Below are 15,138 nucleotides of genomic sequence, written 5' to 3'. Positions count from 1 at the left end.
TTTTGCAAATATTTGCAGAAACAGCACGTTGATTTTAAAACCAAATTTCTGAAAGCCTGGAGATTACTTAATCACCTTGCGAGTATTCTCACAAAAACACATTGTCGCTGTGGCTCCCCTTTCCTATTTTCCGGTCATCACTCATTTCAACTGAAATTAAGGTGTGACATGGAGAAGGTACGTTTTGGCATTATTGGAATAGGTAATATCGGTACGGTCCACGCGCGTTATTTACTGGCGGGTACGGTCAGTGACGCCTGCCTGACGGCGGTTTGCGATAATGCGCCGGAAAAGCACCCGGCCATTCGTCAGCTGGTCGGCTCCATCCCTCTCTTCAGCGACGCGCAGGAGATGCTCCAGAGCGGGCTTATCGACGCGGTGATTGTCGCGACGCCCCATTATGACCATCCACGCCTGTCGATGCTGGCGATGCGCCACGGCATCCATACCTTGTGTGAAAAACCGGCGGGCGTGTATACCGCCCAGGTACAGGAGATGAACGCCTGCGCTCAGGAGTGCGATGTGGTGTTTGGCATCATGTACAACCAGCGCCCGAACCCGCTCTATCAGAAGGTGAAGGATCTGATCGACAGCGGCGAGCTGGGTGAGATCCGCCGGTCGAACTGGATCATCACCAACTGGTATCGCTCGCAGAGCTACTACAACTCCGGCGGCTGGCGCGCCACCTGGAAAGGCGAAGGCGGCGGCGTTCTGCTCAATCAGGACCCGCATCAGCTCGATCTCTGGCAGTGGCTGGTCGGCATGCCTGTTCGTCTGCGCGCGTTTTGCCAGTTCGGCAAACATCGCGATATTGAAGTGGAAGATGAGGTCACCGCTTATGCCGAGTATGCCAACGGCGCGACCGGCGTGTTTATTACCACCGTCGCGGAAACGCCGGGGACCAACCGGCTGGAAATCACAGGCGATCGCGGCAAGGTAGTCGTCGAAGAAGGCAAGTTGCGCTACTGGCGACTGCGAGAATCCGAAACCGCCTTCAACGCCCGCTGGCAAAACGGCTTTGGCGAACCCGAATGCTGGGAGGTCACCCTTCCCGTCGCCCCGGAGTGCAGCGAACACCACGTCATTACCGCCAATTTCTGTGCCGCCATCCTGCGCGGCGAGCCGCTTATTGCACCGGGACTGGAAGGGATCCGCGGGCTGACGCTCTCCAACGCCATGCACCTCTCCACCTGGACCGACGACTGGGTCGACCTGCCGCTCAACGAGAAACAGTATCTGCGCCTGCTGCAGCAGCGTATCAGCACCTCAGTGGCTAAAGAGACAGCCAGCGTCACGCTGGATGCTTCCGGCACCTGGTAACTCCGGAGAAGAAACGATGTTAAATGTTGCTATCGTGGGAACAGGGAATATCTCGCATAACCATATTCAGGGCTATTTGCAGTTTGGCCAGCGCTGCCGGATCGTCGCGCTGGTGGATATCTACCCGGAAAAAGCCCACGAGAAAAAAACGCGTTACGGCCTGACGGACGCCCGCGTGTATGAAAGCCACCAGCAGATGCTGGCGTCAGAGCCGGAGATTGACATCGTTGATGTCTGCACCCCGCCCTACGTCCATGCAGAGATCAGCATTGATGCCCTCAATGCCGGTTGCCATGTGCTGTGCGAAAAACCGATGGCCGCCTCGCTGGAGGAGTGCGACGCGATGATCGCCGCACAAAAGGCCAGCGGCAAAATCCTCTCCATCATTGCCCAGAACCGCTTTACCGACGCCTTCTGGCGTCTGAAAGCGGCGCTGGATTCCGGTCTTGCCGGCAAGATTTGTCATGCCCAGGTGGATTCGTTCTGGTGGCGCGGACACTGCTACTACGACCTGTGGTGGCGCGGCACCTGGGAAAAAGAGGGGGGCGGATGCACCCTTAACCACGCGGTTCACCACATCGACGCCATTCAGTGGATGCTGGGCTTCCCGTCCGAGGTAGTGGCGATGATGACCAACGTGGCGCACGACAATGCCGAAGTGGAGGACCTCAGCGCCGCGATATTTAAATACCCCAGCGGCGCGCTCACCCAGCTGACCGCCTCCGTCGTGCACCACGGGGAAGATCAGAAAATCATTATCCAGGGTGAAAAGGCGCGCATCTCCGCGCCATGGCAGGCCTTTGCCAGCCTCAGTGCGGACAACGGTTTCCCGCAGGAAACCCACGACCAGCAGCGAGAAGCGCAGCTTGACGCCGTGTTTCAGGAGACGCCGAAGCTCGACTGGACGCTGCATACCGGGCAGATTAACGATCTGCTTGACGCCATCGGGCACGGCACGGCGCCGTTAGTCGATGGTCTGCAGGGCAAACGCTCCCTGGAGCTGATTACCGCGATTTATAAATCCGCCATTACCCGCAGCGTGGTCTCGCTGCCGATTCAGCGCGACGACCCGTTTTACCGCACCGGTGGGACGAACAGCCTCGCCCCCCGTTTTTATGAAAAAACCGCAAGCGTCGCCAACTTCAGTGAAGTCGGCGCCATCCCTCTGGGCAAAGATCTGGATCGAGGACTCTAACCATGAACAAAAATGACGGAATGAACTACGCGCCGGTCGGTAAGCCACAGCCGGTGGTGAAGGAAGGCGAATTTGTCTTTGCCGCCGCCGCGCTCGACCACGGCCATATCTACGGCATGAGTAACGGGCTGATTGAAGCCGGGGCCACGCTGAAGTGGGTGTACGATCCTGACCCGGCAAAAGTGGATAAATTCATCCAGCAGTATCCGCAGGCACGCGTTGCCGCGTCACTGGAGCAGATCCTCGCCGACGATGAGGTGCGCCTGGTTGCGGGCGCCGCCATTCCCTCCGAGCGCTGCGCGCTGGGGCTGAAAACGATGGCCGCCGGCAAGGACTACTTCACGGATAAAGCGCCGCTCACCACCCTTGAGCAACTGGAAGACGCCAAAGCCATGGTGGAAAAAACGGGCCGCAAATACGCGGTGTATTACAGCGAACGCCTGCATGTGGAGAGCGCGGTCTTTGCCGGACAGCTGGTGCAGCAAGGGGCCATTGGCCGTGTCGTACAAACGCTGGGGACAGGCCCGCACCGGGAAGGCACCGGGCGCCCGGACTGGTTCTACGATCGTCGTTATTTCGGCGGGATTCTGTGCGATATCGGCAGCCATCAGATTGAACAGTTCCTTTTTTACACCGGCAACCACGACGCCTCCGTGGTGGCAAGCCAGGTCCGCAACGTCAAACACCCACAGTATCCCGACTTCGAAGATTTTGGTGATGCCATGTTGAAAGGGGAAAACGGCGCCAGCGGCTATTTCCGCTGCGACTGGTTTACCCCTGACGGGCTTTCTACGTGGGGCGATGGCCGCCTGACGCTGCTCGGCACCGACGGGTATATCGAGATCCGCAAATATGTCGATCTCACCCGCGGCGAGCAGGACGTGGTGTACCTCGTCAATAAAGAGGGAGAGTTCCGCTATCCGGTCGCCGGCCAGGTCGGCTTCCCGTTCTTTGGCGAACTGATCCTCGACTGTTTGCATCGTACTGAAAACGCAATGACCCAGGCCCACGCCTTCAAGGCGGCGGAGCTTTGCGTGAAGACACAGATGCTGGCCAACGCGACGGAATAACGGGAGGCGACAATGACGATCCTGAACACGGCGGTGATCGGTGCCGGGGCGATCCATATTTGCCATATCAATGCATTGCGCCAGATCCCCGGGGTCGCGCTGCGCGCGCTGGTCGATACCGAAAGCGTGAAAGGGCTGAAGCTGGCAATGGGCTATCAGTGCCGCTTTTATCAGGATTACCGGGAAATGCTGCTGGATGACGCCATCGACGTGGTGCATATCTGCACGCCGCATGTCGAGCATAAGCCCATGATCCTGGCGGCGCTCGCCGCCGGGAAGCATGTGTTCTGCGAAAAACCGGTGGGCATGAACCGCAGTGAACTGGTGGATATCACCCGCGCCGCTGAACAGGCATCGGGTCTGCTCGGCGTGTGTTATCAGAACCGCTACAATCCCACCAGCCTTCGCATTCGCCAGGCGCTGGACGATAGCGAACTGGGGAAAATGCTCAGCATCAAAGCGGTGCTGACGTGGTCACGCTCGGGGACGTATTACACCGAAAGTCCCTGGCGCGGGCGGCTGGCAACGGAAGGTGGCAGCCTGCTGATCAACCAGGCCATTCATACCCTCGACCTGATGCAGTGGTTCGCCGGCGGGGTGACGCGTGTGAAGGGCGTGGTGGATAGCGGTGAGCTGGCGGCGGTAACCGAAGGCGAAGACAGCGCGATGGCCACCCTGCACTTTGCCAACGGCGCGCGCGGCCTGTTTTACGCCAGCAACTGCAATACCACCGATTCCCCGCTCCTGATGGAGATCCACTGTGAGCGGGGCTCGCTGCTGCTGAACGACAACACGCTCTGGCGCGTGACGTCGGGGGAGCGCGTTACCCTCGCGAGTGACGACTCCCCGGATGGCTCGGTCAAAAGTTACTGGGGGCTCGGGCATCAGCAGGCGATCCGCCGTTTTTATCACGCGATTACCCACCCGGGCTATGCGGACTACACCGACATCCGTGAAGCCGGAAAATCACTCACTCTTGTGGAGGCTATTTACCGCTCATCTCAATTAAGGCAATGGATAGATATCAACAACTAGAACGTAATTTGTATTCCAGCAGTAAATAAAAAACGACCCAAATATGGGTTTATAGTTACCCTACACTGGATATTATTATGGTCAAACCAACTGAACGTAGAGTGGGTTATGGCGTGGCGCTCGGCTACGGCATAACCGATCTTTTTGGCGGCGGCGCTTTCGCCATTATCGGCACCTGGCTGTTATTTTTTTACACCACCTATTGCGGCCTCTCGGTGATTGAAGCGGGGTCTATATTCGCAATTGCCCGCGTTATCGATGCGTTATTAAGTCCGATTATGGGGTATATCACCGATAATTTCGGCGACACCTGGCTCGGGCGTAAATTTGGTCGTCGTCGCTTCTTTTTATTACTCAGTTCACCGTTAATGTTTTTATATGCTCTGCTGTGGTTAACGGACATGGGTTACTGGTATTACCTGGGCACATACCTCTCGATTGAGCTGCTGTCGGCGATGGTGCTGGTGCCCTGGGAAACCCTGGCGGCAGAGATGACAAACCGGTATGAGGAGCGTAGCCGCCTCTCCGGCGTGCGGATGATCTGTTCCCAGCTGGGTGGTTTTCTTGCGGTTTCCGTTCCCGGCGTGATTATGCAGTTCACAGGGAAAGATAATCCGTTTACCTATACCCTCACCGGGCTGATCTTCTCCTGTGTATTCTGCATCGCGGTATTTATTACCTGGTACATCACCTGGGAAGCGAAGGATGTGCAACAGGAATCCACGTTTAAAGTGGAGAATCATCGCAGCAGCGGGATACTTAATCACCTGAAATATCTGGTGCTGGATCTCTTTTCCTCTTTCCGGATCCGCGCGTTTCGCCTGCATATTATTATTTATATCTTTTCCTTTACGGCGATGGACGTATTCGGGTCGGTCTTTACCTATTATGTCGTTTATTGCCTGAGCCAGGATGCGGCGGCGGTATCAGGCTGGCTGAGCATTGCGGCATTCGCCTCGGTACCCGGCACCTATGGGTTTATGCTGTTGCTGAACCGGCTGAACGTCACGCCGTCTGCCGCCCTGCGGCTCTCCTACAGCTGCATTTTCCTGGTGCTGGCTTTCCTGTTTGCGATCTATCTGACCAAAACCCAGGTACCAACGCTGCTGTTCTCGGCGATCTTTATCCTGCTCGGTGCCGCCCGCTCAGGCCTCTATTACATACCGTGGAACATCTACAGCTTCATTCCGGATATCGACGAGATAGTGACGCAGCAGCGCCGCGAAGGCATTTTTGCCGGCGTCATGGTCCTGACCCGCAAAAGCACCGTGGCGATGGCCATCATGATTATTGGCCTGGTGCTGCAGGAGGCCGGTTTTGTGAAAGGCAGCGGCGCGCAGCCTGAAAGCGCACTGGGGGCGATTATTGGTCTGATGATTTTCGCGACGTCAGCCCTGCTGGCGGTCAGCTTCTTCACCACCTACAAGTTTAAGCTCACCCGCGAGACGCATAAGCTGCTCCTCAAAGAGATTGCGCGCCGTAAGCTCGGCGGAGATTACCGCGACTGCGACGCCAGGACGCGCGTGGTGATCAAACAGCTCACCGGCTATGAGTATGATCAGGTCTGGGGCGGCGATGCGACACGCCGTGCCGTGGGCAACGTCGGGTTATCTCCCGCAAAATAGTGCTTCTCGCCGGGCAGGCGCTCCCCGTCTGCCCGGCCCCGTTTTACTCAAAATGTGACCTCTGGCAGATTTAGATCTCTTTATGCTATAAAAGGAAAACTCTGGCATATTACTGCGGATAATAAAGCCCCCCTATGATATTTATACTACAGGGGGGCATAAATTGCAGAAAGAATACCTACTTAACTGTTTCAAGTATTTCACTTAAAAAGTCATTGAAATTTTCAAATGAACCATATATCGACTCTGTAGAGGCATTGTCCCTAATTTCAAACAAATTGGATTTAGTATCATAGGTGAATAATGATATGCTATTTTCACCAATGACTAATCTTTCTGCAAGATCAGGATCTATAAAATCATCATTGTCTCTATAGAAATCATTCATCACAAATAGATTTTTAACTAATGGTTCAGGGATAGACAAACTGAATAGAGTAAGACCGTCATATTCAAATCCGTCCATATACTCTAAGAATGTTATGTAGTCGGGTTGGTTGGAAAATAAAATACAAAGTTCATCTGCTAAACTTTCTAACATTGGTGTTGTCGTTGAATCAGGTTTTCTATTCAAAATACTGTTAAGAAATGATTTCCCAATTGGATCTTGAACTGGATACTCCCACTTAATCATTTCACTTTTCAGTTCTGCAAGAATGTTTTCTATTTTCATTTTCTTGATTCCATAAACTTATTTAAGTGGGTAAATTGAACCAGTAGGTATTGCCCACGGTGTTACTCTACTTTCCCCTGGTACTAAATTTTTAGCTGCTGACCTCTGCATGTTTGTAAAAATCTTATGATATGGTTCCTTTTCGATTAACACTAAGTTATTAAAAGAATTAGTACCACCATCATCTAATGGAAGTTTGTGGTGAACATCCCATCCATCTGGAGACTTCCCACTATTCATCCTAAGTAACTGTGATGGTGAAAATATATTAGCCGCATCAGGAGTGGCAGCAATTTCTTTAACAAATTCCTTTCTTACTGTGCTATCGAATTCTTTTCTTAATAATGCTGCTTCTGCTGGATTTCTTTTAGTATAATTAATATCGGTAATTGTAATTCCATTAACTAATCTGGATTCACCTCTGAGTTTCCCCAGATAGCTTGTCATTTCATCATATAGTTGTGGGTTAGGTCGTTTCGCTAACAGAATTGAAGCCGCCGCAATAGCTGTACCTGCTGTTTGTTCATTCAGTACTTGATCATATCCCTTAACCGCATCTCCACCTAACTGTTCCGCCGTTTTCCTGAAGCCCTCAACGTTACCATTGTAAACACCGCCAGCAGCCAGTAAACGTCCTGCGGACTTGCTGTTAATCGTCTTGTATGTCGGTTCAGAAGCTGGGGTCGATGTACCACCGAAGGAAGATAATGCAAACGAAGTTGGGCGTGGCTTTCCTGTACCGTAGTACCTGCATCCTACCGAATTCCTGTACTCTCTCAGGATCTGTTCAGCACCATTCATTTCAAATGCATGGTAATTATTACAGATAAGCTGGCCTTCTTCATCGATATAGAACAGCTCCCCTGGGGAAGCAGAACGGTTTAACATCACGACTTCACCTCTGAAGACAAGATACCTCATACGTCTTTCAGTATTGAACCCATTGGAACGATTATTCTGATACGCATAACTACGCGAATATGACGGGCGGGGCCTTAGCCCTTCAACATGGTAATGATCGCGGTATCTGTCATCAAACTCGAACTCCTGCCGGATGTAATCCCATGTGACAGAAGGGCGAGTGATCAATTCAAACTTTTCAGGTTCAAGGTTATCCCTTGAGAGATAGAACAGGTTAAATCCCGGTAAGCTAAAACTCATAACCAATTCCTTTTGGAAACGAACTGTGCATTTTATAACCGCATCGCCTTGAAAACAAATGATTGTTTTGACCTGTGTTCGTAGGCTTATCTGTAGAAGGTTCCTGGCAAACTCCAAACCCAACACGCAGCGGTGCACTAACGCCAAAATGTGACCTCTGGCAGATTTACATCTCTTTACGCTATACTACCCGCTGAAATAATCGGCTCAACGCTACGAGCTGACGTTCAATGTGTTTCCACACAAATGGTATCAACTCCCCTTCTGAGGATCTGGCGAGAAGCCGGATAAACTATGTTAAACAGTATTTTAGTAATACTTTGTCTTATTGCCGTCAGTGCATTTTTCTCGATATCGGAGATCTCGCTGGCCGCGTCCCGTAAAATCAAACTGAAGCTGCTTGCTGACGAAGGCAATATCAACGCCTCCCGCATTCTCAAAATGCAGGAGAACCCCGGTACGTTCTTCACCGTGGTGCAAATTGGCCTGAACGCGGTCGCCATCCTGGGCGGTATCGTGGGCGATGCGGCGTTTTCCCCGGCATTTTATAGCCTCTTTGTGCAGTACATGTCCGCCGAACTGGCCGAGCAGCTGAGCTTTATTCTCTCCTTCTCGCTGGTGACCGGGCTGTTCATCCTCTTCGCTGACCTGACCCCGAAACGCATCGGTATGATTGCGCCAGAAGCTGTAGCTTTGCGTATCATCAACCCGATGCGCTTCTGTCTGTACGTGTTTCGTCCGCTGGTGTGGTTCTTCAACGGCCTGGCGAACGTGATTTTCCGCATCTTTAAACTGCCAATGGTACGTAAAGACGACATCACCTCTGACGACATTTATGCGGTCGTGGAAGCCGGTGCGCTGGCCGGGGTGCTGCGTAAGCAGGAGCACGAGCTGATTGAGAACGTATTCGAACTGGAATCCCGTACCGTCCCCTCTTCCATGACGGGCCGTGAAAGCATTATCTGGTTCGATTTACATGAAGATGAGCAGAGTCTGAAAAACAAAGTGGCGCAACATCCGCACTCTAAGTTCCTGGTCTGTAATGAAGACATCGACCACATCATCGGTTACGTCGACTCGAAAGATCTGCTGAACCGCGTGCTGGCGAACCAGAGCCTGGCGCTCAACAGCGGCGTGCAGATCCGCAATACCCTGATTGTGCCGGACACCCTGACGCTTTCAGAAGCGCTGGAAAGCTTTAAAACCGCCGGGGAAGACTTCGCGGTGATCATGAATGAATACGCTCTGGTGGTGGGTATCATTACCCTCAACGACGTCATGACCACCCTGATGGGCGACCTGGTTGGCCAGGGGCTGGAAGAGCAGATTGTTCAGCGTGACGATAACTCATGGCTGATTGATGGCGGCACACCGATTGAAGACGTGATGCGCGTGCTGGATATCGACGAGTTCCCGCAGTCCGGAAATTACGAGACCATCGGCGGCTTTATGATGTTTATGCTGCGTAAAATCCCAAAACGTACCGACTCGGTGAAGTTCTCCGGCTACAAGTTTGAGGTGGTGGATATTGATAACTACCGCATCGACCAGCTGCTGGTGACGCGTATCGATAACAAACCGACCGTGCTGGTACCGAAGTTGCCAGATGCGGAAGAGAAGGTGTCGGCGTAAGGTTCCTGCCCCAGAAACATCAACGGCTCCCATCGGGAGCCGTTTGTTTAACTACTGCATAGCACGTTGGTTAAGCCATCTCAGTTTGCAGACGCATAACCTGACGGTTGACTTCGGACATCACAGACAGGTGCTGTTTGTCCTTCACTTTTGGGACAAGGATCTTGCCCTTATCAAACTCAAAAGCGCCAACATCCTTGATATACAACCGTCCACGGAACAGGATCTTCACGTACTTCGCCACCTGAAGCGGGTTGTAGCGTTGGAAAATTTTCATTCTTGTATCTCCTGCGAATCATACGCTCTTGCGGTGCCACAATCGGCCCGACTGTCCTGAGCGCAAATTTTAATGCCCAATGACTATAGACCAGAACTACGTTGTTACCCAGTGTGCATAAGTTTATTTACCGTTTGATTACAATTATTCAGAATAATCTTTGCAAACCGCCACTGAGGGCAGTATAAGCCGTCGTTTTTTCGTGGATATGTGCGTTGACCCGCAAACTGGCATCGCGATTGCGGGAAAACCACATTGATCGCACTTATCATTAAAAGCGCATGACCAAGTGGTCGGATCACCTGCAAACAATAAGGAAACGCCATGACCCTACGTACTATCCTTGCCGCAGCTTGCCTGCTGCTGCCTCTGTGGGCTTGCGCTCACAACATTGAAAAAGGACAACGTGTACCGCCAGTCGGCATTGCTGACCGGGGAGAATTGATTCTCGACAATGATAAGTTTAGCTATAAACCCTGGAATAGCGCGCAGCTCGCGGGCAAAGTGAGAGTTGTACAACATATTGCCGGTCGTACATCTGCAAAAGAGAAAAATGCCAACCTCGTGGAAGCGATCAAAGCCGCAAAATTCCCTCATGACCGCTACCAGACCACCACCATTGTGAATACCGATGACGCCATTCCAGGCTCCGGGATGTTTGTGCGTTCAAGCCTTGAGAGCAATAAAAAGCTCTACCCGTGGTCGCAGTTTATCGTCGACAGCAACGGCGTGACGCGTAAGGCATGGCAGCTTGAGGAAGAGAGCTCTGCGATTATCGTGCTGGATAAAGAGGGCCGCGTAGAGTGGGTAAAAGACGGGGCATTGACCCAGGAAGAGGTGCAGCAGGTTGTCGACCTGCTGCATAAGCTGCTGACTCAATAAATAGAGACGCGGAAGCCGGGGTTGAGGAACGATTCGCGTGGGGTATAGTCCAGCGGTTTGCCCTGCCAGTCATGAACATGCGCCCCGGCAGCCGCGGCCACGGCATGCCCGGCCGCGGTATCCCAGATGTTGGTTGGCCCAAAGCGTGGGTACAGCTGCGCATGCCCCTCCGCCACCAGGCAGAATTTCAGCGATGAGCCAATCGAGGTGGTCTGGTGTTCACCCAGCTGTTGCAGATACTCCTGCAGCTCGCTGTCGCTGTGCGAGCGGCTAATCACCACCAGCGGTGGACGCGCATCGCGCACCTGGATCTGCTTACGTACGCCGCACTCTTCCTTCCAGGCCTTCCCGTCTGCGGCGCTGTACATCACTTTCAACACCGGCGCGTAGACCACGCCCAGCACCGCTTTGCCTTTCTCAATCAGGGCAATGTTGACGGTGAACTCACCGTTGCGCTTGATGAACTCTTTCGTCCCGTCCAGCGGGTCTACCAGCCAGTAACGCTGCCAGTGCTGGCGCTCTTCCCAGCTTTGCGGCGCTTCTTCAGAGAGCACAGGGATGTCCGGCGTTAAGGCCTGTAAACCCTGCAGGATCACCTTATGCGCCGCGATATCCGCTGCCGTGACCGGAGAGTCATCCGCTTTGCTGACAACCTCCATGGGTTTACTACCGTCATACACCTGCATGATGGCTTCCCCCGCATCCCGTGCGAGCTGACAAATCTTATCTAGCATTTTCCACCTCTTTGTTAACGCAGTGAGGTTAACTCTTTGTTTTAGTTATATCGTAATGTGAACAATTCCGCTATCTGTGAAGCAATTCCGGTTTCAGGTGACATTTTTCTGTCAGGATTCACATTTCTGTAAGCAACACGTTATAGATACATACTCTTTTGTGGCCTGGATCGAAAAAAGGACTCCTCTGATGATTAAGTTTAGCGCAACGCTCCTGGCGACGCTGATTGCAGCGAGCGTGCAGGCGGCGACGGTTGATCTACGTATTCTGGAAACGACCGACCTGCACAGCAACATGATGGACTTCGATTACTACAAAGATACCCCGACGGAAAAATTCGGTCTGGTACGTACGGCAAGTTTGATCAACGACGCGCGCGGTGAAGTGAAAAACAGCGTGCTGGTCGACAACGGCGATCTCATTCAGGGCAGCCCGCTCGGCGATTACATGGCGGCGAAGGGACTGAAAAAAGGCGAGATCCACCCTGTGTATAAAGCGATGAACACGCTGGACTACACCGTCGGCAACCTCGGCAACCACGAATTCAACTACGGCCTGAAATACCTGCGTGATGCGCTGGCAGGGGCCAAATTCCCGTACGTTAACGCCAATATCATCGACGTTAAGACCCAAAAGCCGCTCTTTACCCCTTACCTGATTAAAGAGACAGAGGTGGTCGACCAGGACGGTAACAAGCAGACGCTAAAAATCGGCTACATCGGTTTTGTGCCGCCGCAAATCATGACGTGGGATAAGGCAAACCTCAGCGGCAAAGTCACCGTTAACGACATTACCGAGACCGCGCGTAAATACGTGCCGGAGATGCGCGAGAAAGGGGCGGATTTGGTTGTCGTGGTCGCCCATTCCGGCCTCTCGGCCGATCCGTACCAGGCCATGGCAGAAAACTCCGTGTACTACCTGAGTGAAGTTCCGGGCGTCGACGCGATCCTCTTCGGCCACGCTCACGCGGTCTTCCCGGGCAACGATTTTGCCAGCATCAAAGGAGCGGACATCGAGAAAGGGACGCTCAACGGCGTGCCATCGGTGATGCCAGGCATGTGGGGCGACCATCTCGGCGTGGTGGATCTGGTGCTGAATAACGACGGCGGCAGCTGGAAGGTCACGCAGTCAAAAGCTGAAGCGCGCCCGATTTACGACGCGGCAGCGAAAAAATCACTGGCGGCGGAAGATAAAAAGCTGGTCGACGTGCTGAAGCACGATCACGACGCCACCCGTGAATTTGTCAGCAAACCGATCGGCAAATCCGCCGACAATATGTACAGCTTCCTGGCGCTGGTGCAGGATGACCCGACCGTCCAGGTGGTCAACATGGCGCAGAAAGCCTATGCCGAGCACTTTATTCAGGGCGATCCGGATCTGGCGAAACTGCCGGTTCTGTCCGCCGCGGCACCGTTCAAAGTGGGCGGGCGTAAGAACGACCCAGCAAGCTATGTGGAGGTCGAAAAGGGCCAGTTGACCTTCCGTAACGCCGCCGATCTCTATCTCTACCCGAACACCCTGGTGGTGGTAAAAGCGACCGGTCAGGAGGTAAAAGAGTGGCTGGAGTGCTCCGCCGGGCAGTTTAACCAGATTGACCCGCAAAGCAGCAAGCCGCAGTCGCTGATTAACTGGGACGGTTTCCGCACCTACAACTTCGACGTGATCGACGGCGTGAACTACCAGATTGACGTGACCCAACCGGCGAAATATGACGGCGAGTGTCAGGCAATTAACCCGCAGGCAGAGCGCATCAAAAACCTGACCTTCAACGGCAAAGCCATTGATCCCAAAGCCACCTTCCTGGTGGTGACCAATAACTATCGCGCCTACGGCGGCAAGTTTGCCGGTACGGGGGATAGCCACATCGCCTTTGCCTCGCCGGACGAAAACCGCGCGGTGCTTGCCGCCTGGATCGGCGCGGAGTCGAAAAAGCGTGGAGAAATTCACCCGGCGGTGGATAACAACTGGCGTCTGGCGCCGATCCACAGCGCGACGCCGCTGGACATCCGCGTTGAAACCTCACCGTCGGATAAGGCAGCCGCGTTTATTAAGGATAAGGCGCAGTATCCGATGAAAAAAGTGGCGACGGATGATATTGGGTTCGCCATTTATCAGCTTGACCTGAGCAAGTAAAAGAAAAACTTCCCTCTCCCTGTGGGAGAGGGTTAGGGTGAGGGCATCAGGCCGCACATTCCCGCCTTTTACGCCGCACGCTCGTCCCGATTCGCCATCACCTTCGGCGTATTCACCTCGATCCAGTCCGCCAGCGCGGCGACTTTCTCGCTCACCTCTACGCCAAGCGGCGTCAGGCTATACTCTACGTGCGGCGGCACAACCGGATACGACACGCGATCGACAAACCCGTCCATCTCCAGCGCCTGGAGTGACTGGGACAGCATCTTTTCGCTTACGCCGCCCATTTTACGGCGCAGATCGCTAAAGCGGTGCGTTCCCTCGCGCAGGGCCAGCAGAATCAGTACCCCCCAGCGGCTGGTCACGTGTTTGAGCACCTCCCGGGAAGGACACTGTTCCGCGAAGAGATTGCCATCGCGCATTTGTTCGCTGAGCGTCGGGATCGTTGTTTTCATACTTACCTTTTTGTACGTACTTACTAAAAGTTAGCTATGGTGCTAGTGTGCCACAACACCAGACAAACACGAAGGAGATTCATCATGATCGCGATTACCGGCGCTACCGGCCAGCTTGGCCATCTTGTTATCGAACAGCTGCTAAAAACCGTCCCGGCCGGCCAGATTGTGGCCATCGTACGTAACCCGGCGAAAGCGCAAGCCTTGAGCCAGCAGGGGATTGTGGTGCGTCAGGCTGACTACACCGACGAAGCCGCCTTCACCGCTGCGCTGAATGGCGTGGATAAGCTGCTGCTGATCTCGTCCAGCGAAGTCGGCCAGCGCGCGACACAGCACCAGAACGTGATTAACGCCGCCAAAGCCGCTGGCGTGAAATTTATCGCCTACACCAGCCTGTTGCATGCGGATACCTCTCCGCTGGGCCTGCACGTTGAGCACGTTGCCACGGAAAACGCGCTGGCGGCGTCCGGCATTCCTTATGCCCTGCTGCGCAACGGCTGGTATACCGAAAACTATCTGGCAAGCGCGCCGCCTGCGCTGGAGCATGGCGTCTTTATTGGTGCAGCCGGTGACGGCAAGATTGCCTCTGCCACCCGTGCAGACTATGCCGCGGCGGCGGCCAAAGTGATTGCTGAAGAGGGTCATGTGGGCAAGGTCTACGAACTGGCGGGCGACCACGGCTGGACGCTGAGCGAACTGGCGGCTGAGCTCAGCAAACAGAGCGGGAAGCCGGTCACCTATCAGAACCTCAGTGAGGCGGATTTTGCCGCCGCGCTGAAGGGGGTTGGTCTGCCGGCAGGGCTGGCGGATATGCTGGCGGACTCCGATGTGGGCGCGTCGAAAGGCGGCCTGTTCGACGACAGCCGTACCCTGAGTAAACTGATCGGCCGCCCGACCACGCCGCTGGCAGAGAGCGTCAAAGCCATCCTGTAATTGTTAAGAACT

14 protein-coding genes are annotated in these 15,138 nt (G+C 54.0%); 9 read left to right on the top strand and 5 right to left on the bottom strand.

The annotated features are described in order from the left end of the window. Positions 1–168: 168 nt before the first annotated feature. From SP99_RS02250 to SP99_RS02230, 5 genes are all read left to right on the top strand, one after another. Positions 169–1,320, top strand: coding sequence for a Gfo/Idh/MocA family protein (locus SP99_RS02250; protein ID WP_047957617.1), 1,152 nt, complete (start codon positions 169–171; stop codon positions 1,318–1,320). A gap of 16 nt (positions 1,321–1,336) precedes the next feature. Then, complete coding sequence (locus tag SP99_RS02245; RefSeq protein ID WP_047957616.1) at positions 1,337–2,515, top strand: Gfo/Idh/MocA family protein; 1,179 nt, start codon at positions 1,337–1,339, stop codon at positions 2,513–2,515. 2 nt (positions 2,516–2,517) lie between these two features. After that, positions 2,518–3,585, top strand: a complete 1,068-nt coding sequence (locus SP99_RS02240; RefSeq protein WP_047957615.1) for a Gfo/Idh/MocA family protein — start codon at positions 2,518–2,520, stop codon at positions 3,583–3,585. Positions 3,586–3,597: 12 nt separating this feature from the next. Next, a complete protein-coding gene (locus tag SP99_RS02235) occupies positions 3,598–4,620 on the top strand; it encodes a Gfo/Idh/MocA family protein (protein WP_047957614.1) in 1,023 nt (340 codons plus the stop codon). Positions 4,621–4,697: 77 nt separating this feature from the next. Continuing rightward, on the top strand, positions 4,698–6,245 hold the full coding sequence (locus SP99_RS02230; RefSeq protein WP_047957613.1) for an MFS transporter: 1,548 nt from the start codon (positions 4,698–4,700) through the stop codon (positions 6,243–6,245). 178 nt (positions 6,246–6,423) lie between these two features. On the opposite strand, the gene SP99_RS02225 is transcribed toward SP99_RS02230, so the two are convergent. Together SP99_RS02225 and SP99_RS02220 are read right to left on the bottom strand one after the other, a co-directional pair. After that, positions 6,424–6,918 carry a YrhA family protein gene (locus SP99_RS02225; RefSeq protein ID WP_047957612.1) on the bottom strand — a complete coding sequence of 165 codons (495 nt, stop codon included), beginning with the start codon at positions 6,916–6,918 and terminating at the stop codon, positions 6,424–6,426. An 18-nt stretch (positions 6,919–6,936) separates the two neighbouring features. Then, positions 6,937–8,079, bottom strand: a complete 1,143-nt coding sequence (locus SP99_RS02220; RefSeq protein ID WP_047957611.1) for an HNH endonuclease signature motif containing protein — start codon at positions 8,077–8,079, stop codon at positions 6,937–6,939. Positions 8,080–8,373: 294 nt separating this feature from the next. On the opposite strand from SP99_RS02220, the gene SP99_RS02215 reads away from it, so the two are divergent. Beyond that, complete coding sequence (locus SP99_RS02215) at positions 8,374–9,711, top strand: polyamine export protein PaeA (protein ID WP_025758299.1); 1,338 nt, start codon at positions 8,374–8,376, stop codon at positions 9,709–9,711. A 70-nt stretch (positions 9,712–9,781) separates the two neighbouring features. Here the strand turns inward: SP99_RS02215 and SP99_RS02210 are convergent, their stop codons facing one another. Beyond that, the gene (locus SP99_RS02210) at positions 9,782–9,988 is read right to left on the bottom strand and encodes a DUF1107 domain-containing protein (protein WP_008501430.1); all 207 of its coding nucleotides are present in this window, start codon (positions 9,986–9,988) and stop codon (positions 9,782–9,784) included. A gap of 324 nt (positions 9,989–10,312) precedes the next feature. On the opposite strand from SP99_RS02210, the gene SP99_RS02205 reads away from it, so the two are divergent. After that, positions 10,313–10,870 carry a YtfJ family protein gene (locus tag SP99_RS02205; protein WP_047957610.1) on the top strand — a complete coding sequence of 186 codons (558 nt, stop codon included), beginning with the start codon at positions 10,313–10,315 and terminating at the stop codon, positions 10,868–10,870. On the opposite strand, the gene cysQ is transcribed toward SP99_RS02205, so the two are convergent. Next, positions 10,864–11,604 (bottom strand): 3'(2'),5'-bisphosphate nucleotidase CysQ, encoded by a 741-nt coding sequence (gene cysQ, locus SP99_RS02200; RefSeq protein ID WP_025758296.1) that lies wholly within the window; start codon positions 11,602–11,604, stop codon positions 10,864–10,866. The genes SP99_RS02205 and cysQ overlap by 7 nt on opposite strands. 190 nt (positions 11,605–11,794) lie before the next feature. Here cysQ and SP99_RS02195 point away from each other — a divergent pair, with 190 nt between their 5' ends. Further along, on the top strand, positions 11,795–13,738 hold the full coding sequence (locus tag SP99_RS02195) for a bifunctional 2',3'-cyclic-nucleotide 2'-phosphodiesterase/3'-nucleotidase (RefSeq protein WP_047957609.1): 1,944 nt from the start codon (positions 11,795–11,797) through the stop codon (positions 13,736–13,738). Between the two features lie 68 nt (positions 13,739–13,806). Here SP99_RS02195 and SP99_RS02190 read toward each other — a convergent pair whose 3' ends face one another. Further along, positions 13,807–14,193 carry a winged helix-turn-helix transcriptional regulator gene (locus tag SP99_RS02190; protein ID WP_025758293.1) on the bottom strand — a complete coding sequence of 129 codons (387 nt, stop codon included), beginning with the start codon at positions 14,191–14,193 and terminating at the stop codon, positions 13,807–13,809. 84 nt (positions 14,194–14,277) lie between these two features. Here SP99_RS02190 and SP99_RS02185 point away from each other — a divergent pair, with 84 nt between their 5' ends. After that, positions 14,278–15,126, top strand: a complete 849-nt coding sequence (locus SP99_RS02185) for an SDR family oxidoreductase (protein ID WP_047957608.1) — start codon at positions 14,278–14,280, stop codon at positions 15,124–15,126. Positions 15,127–15,138 lie beyond the last annotated feature (12 nt).

It is taken from the genome of Enterobacter sp. BIDMC92 (genome assembly GCF_001030225.1).
In the GTDB taxonomy this organism is placed as follows: Bacteria; Pseudomonadota; Gammaproteobacteria; order Enterobacterales; family Enterobacteriaceae; genus Enterobacter; species Enterobacter sichuanensis.
This window is presented reverse-complemented; position numbering and strand designations above follow the sequence as displayed.

Bases quoted from the DNA above. Each gene is read 5' to 3' on its own strand.
- SP99_RS02250 (WP_047957617.1), top strand. From the start codon at position 169: ATGGAGAAGGTACGTTTTGGCATTATTGGAATAGGTAATATCGGTACG.
- SP99_RS02245 (WP_047957616.1), top strand. From the start codon at position 1,337: ATGTTAAATGTTGCTATCGTGGGAACAGGGAATATCTCGCATAACCAT.
- SP99_RS02240 (WP_047957615.1), top strand. From the start codon at position 2,518: ATGAACAAAAATGACGGAATGAACTACGCGCCGGTCGGTAAGCCACAG.
- SP99_RS02235 (WP_047957614.1), top strand. From the start codon at position 3,598: ATGACGATCCTGAACACGGCGGTGATCGGTGCCGGGGCGATCCATATT.
- SP99_RS02230 (WP_047957613.1), top strand. From the start codon at position 4,698: ATGGTCAAACCAACTGAACGTAGAGTGGGTTATGGCGTGGCGCTCGGC.
- SP99_RS02225 (WP_047957612.1), bottom strand. From the start codon at position 6,918: ATGAAAATAGAAAACATTCTTGCAGAACTGAAAAGTGAAATGATTAAG.
- SP99_RS02220 (WP_047957611.1), bottom strand. From the start codon at position 8,079: ATGAGTTTTAGCTTACCGGGATTTAACCTGTTCTATCTCTCAAGGGAT.
- SP99_RS02215 (WP_025758299.1), top strand. From the start codon at position 8,374: ATGTTAAACAGTATTTTAGTAATACTTTGTCTTATTGCCGTCAGTGCA.
- SP99_RS02210 (WP_008501430.1), bottom strand. From the start codon at position 9,988: ATGAAAATTTTCCAACGCTACAACCCGCTTCAGGTGGCGAAGTACGTG.
- SP99_RS02205 (WP_047957610.1), top strand. From the start codon at position 10,313: ATGACCCTACGTACTATCCTTGCCGCAGCTTGCCTGCTGCTGCCTCTG.
- cysQ (WP_025758296.1), bottom strand. From the start codon at position 11,604: ATGCTAGATAAGATTTGTCAGCTCGCACGGGATGCGGGGGAAGCCATC.
- SP99_RS02195 (WP_047957609.1), top strand. From the start codon at position 11,795: ATGATTAAGTTTAGCGCAACGCTCCTGGCGACGCTGATTGCAGCGAGC.
- SP99_RS02190 (WP_025758293.1), bottom strand. From the start codon at position 14,193: ATGAAAACAACGATCCCGACGCTCAGCGAACAAATGCGCGATGGCAAT.
- SP99_RS02185 (WP_047957608.1), top strand. From the start codon at position 14,278: ATGATCGCGATTACCGGCGCTACCGGCCAGCTTGGCCATCTTGTTATC.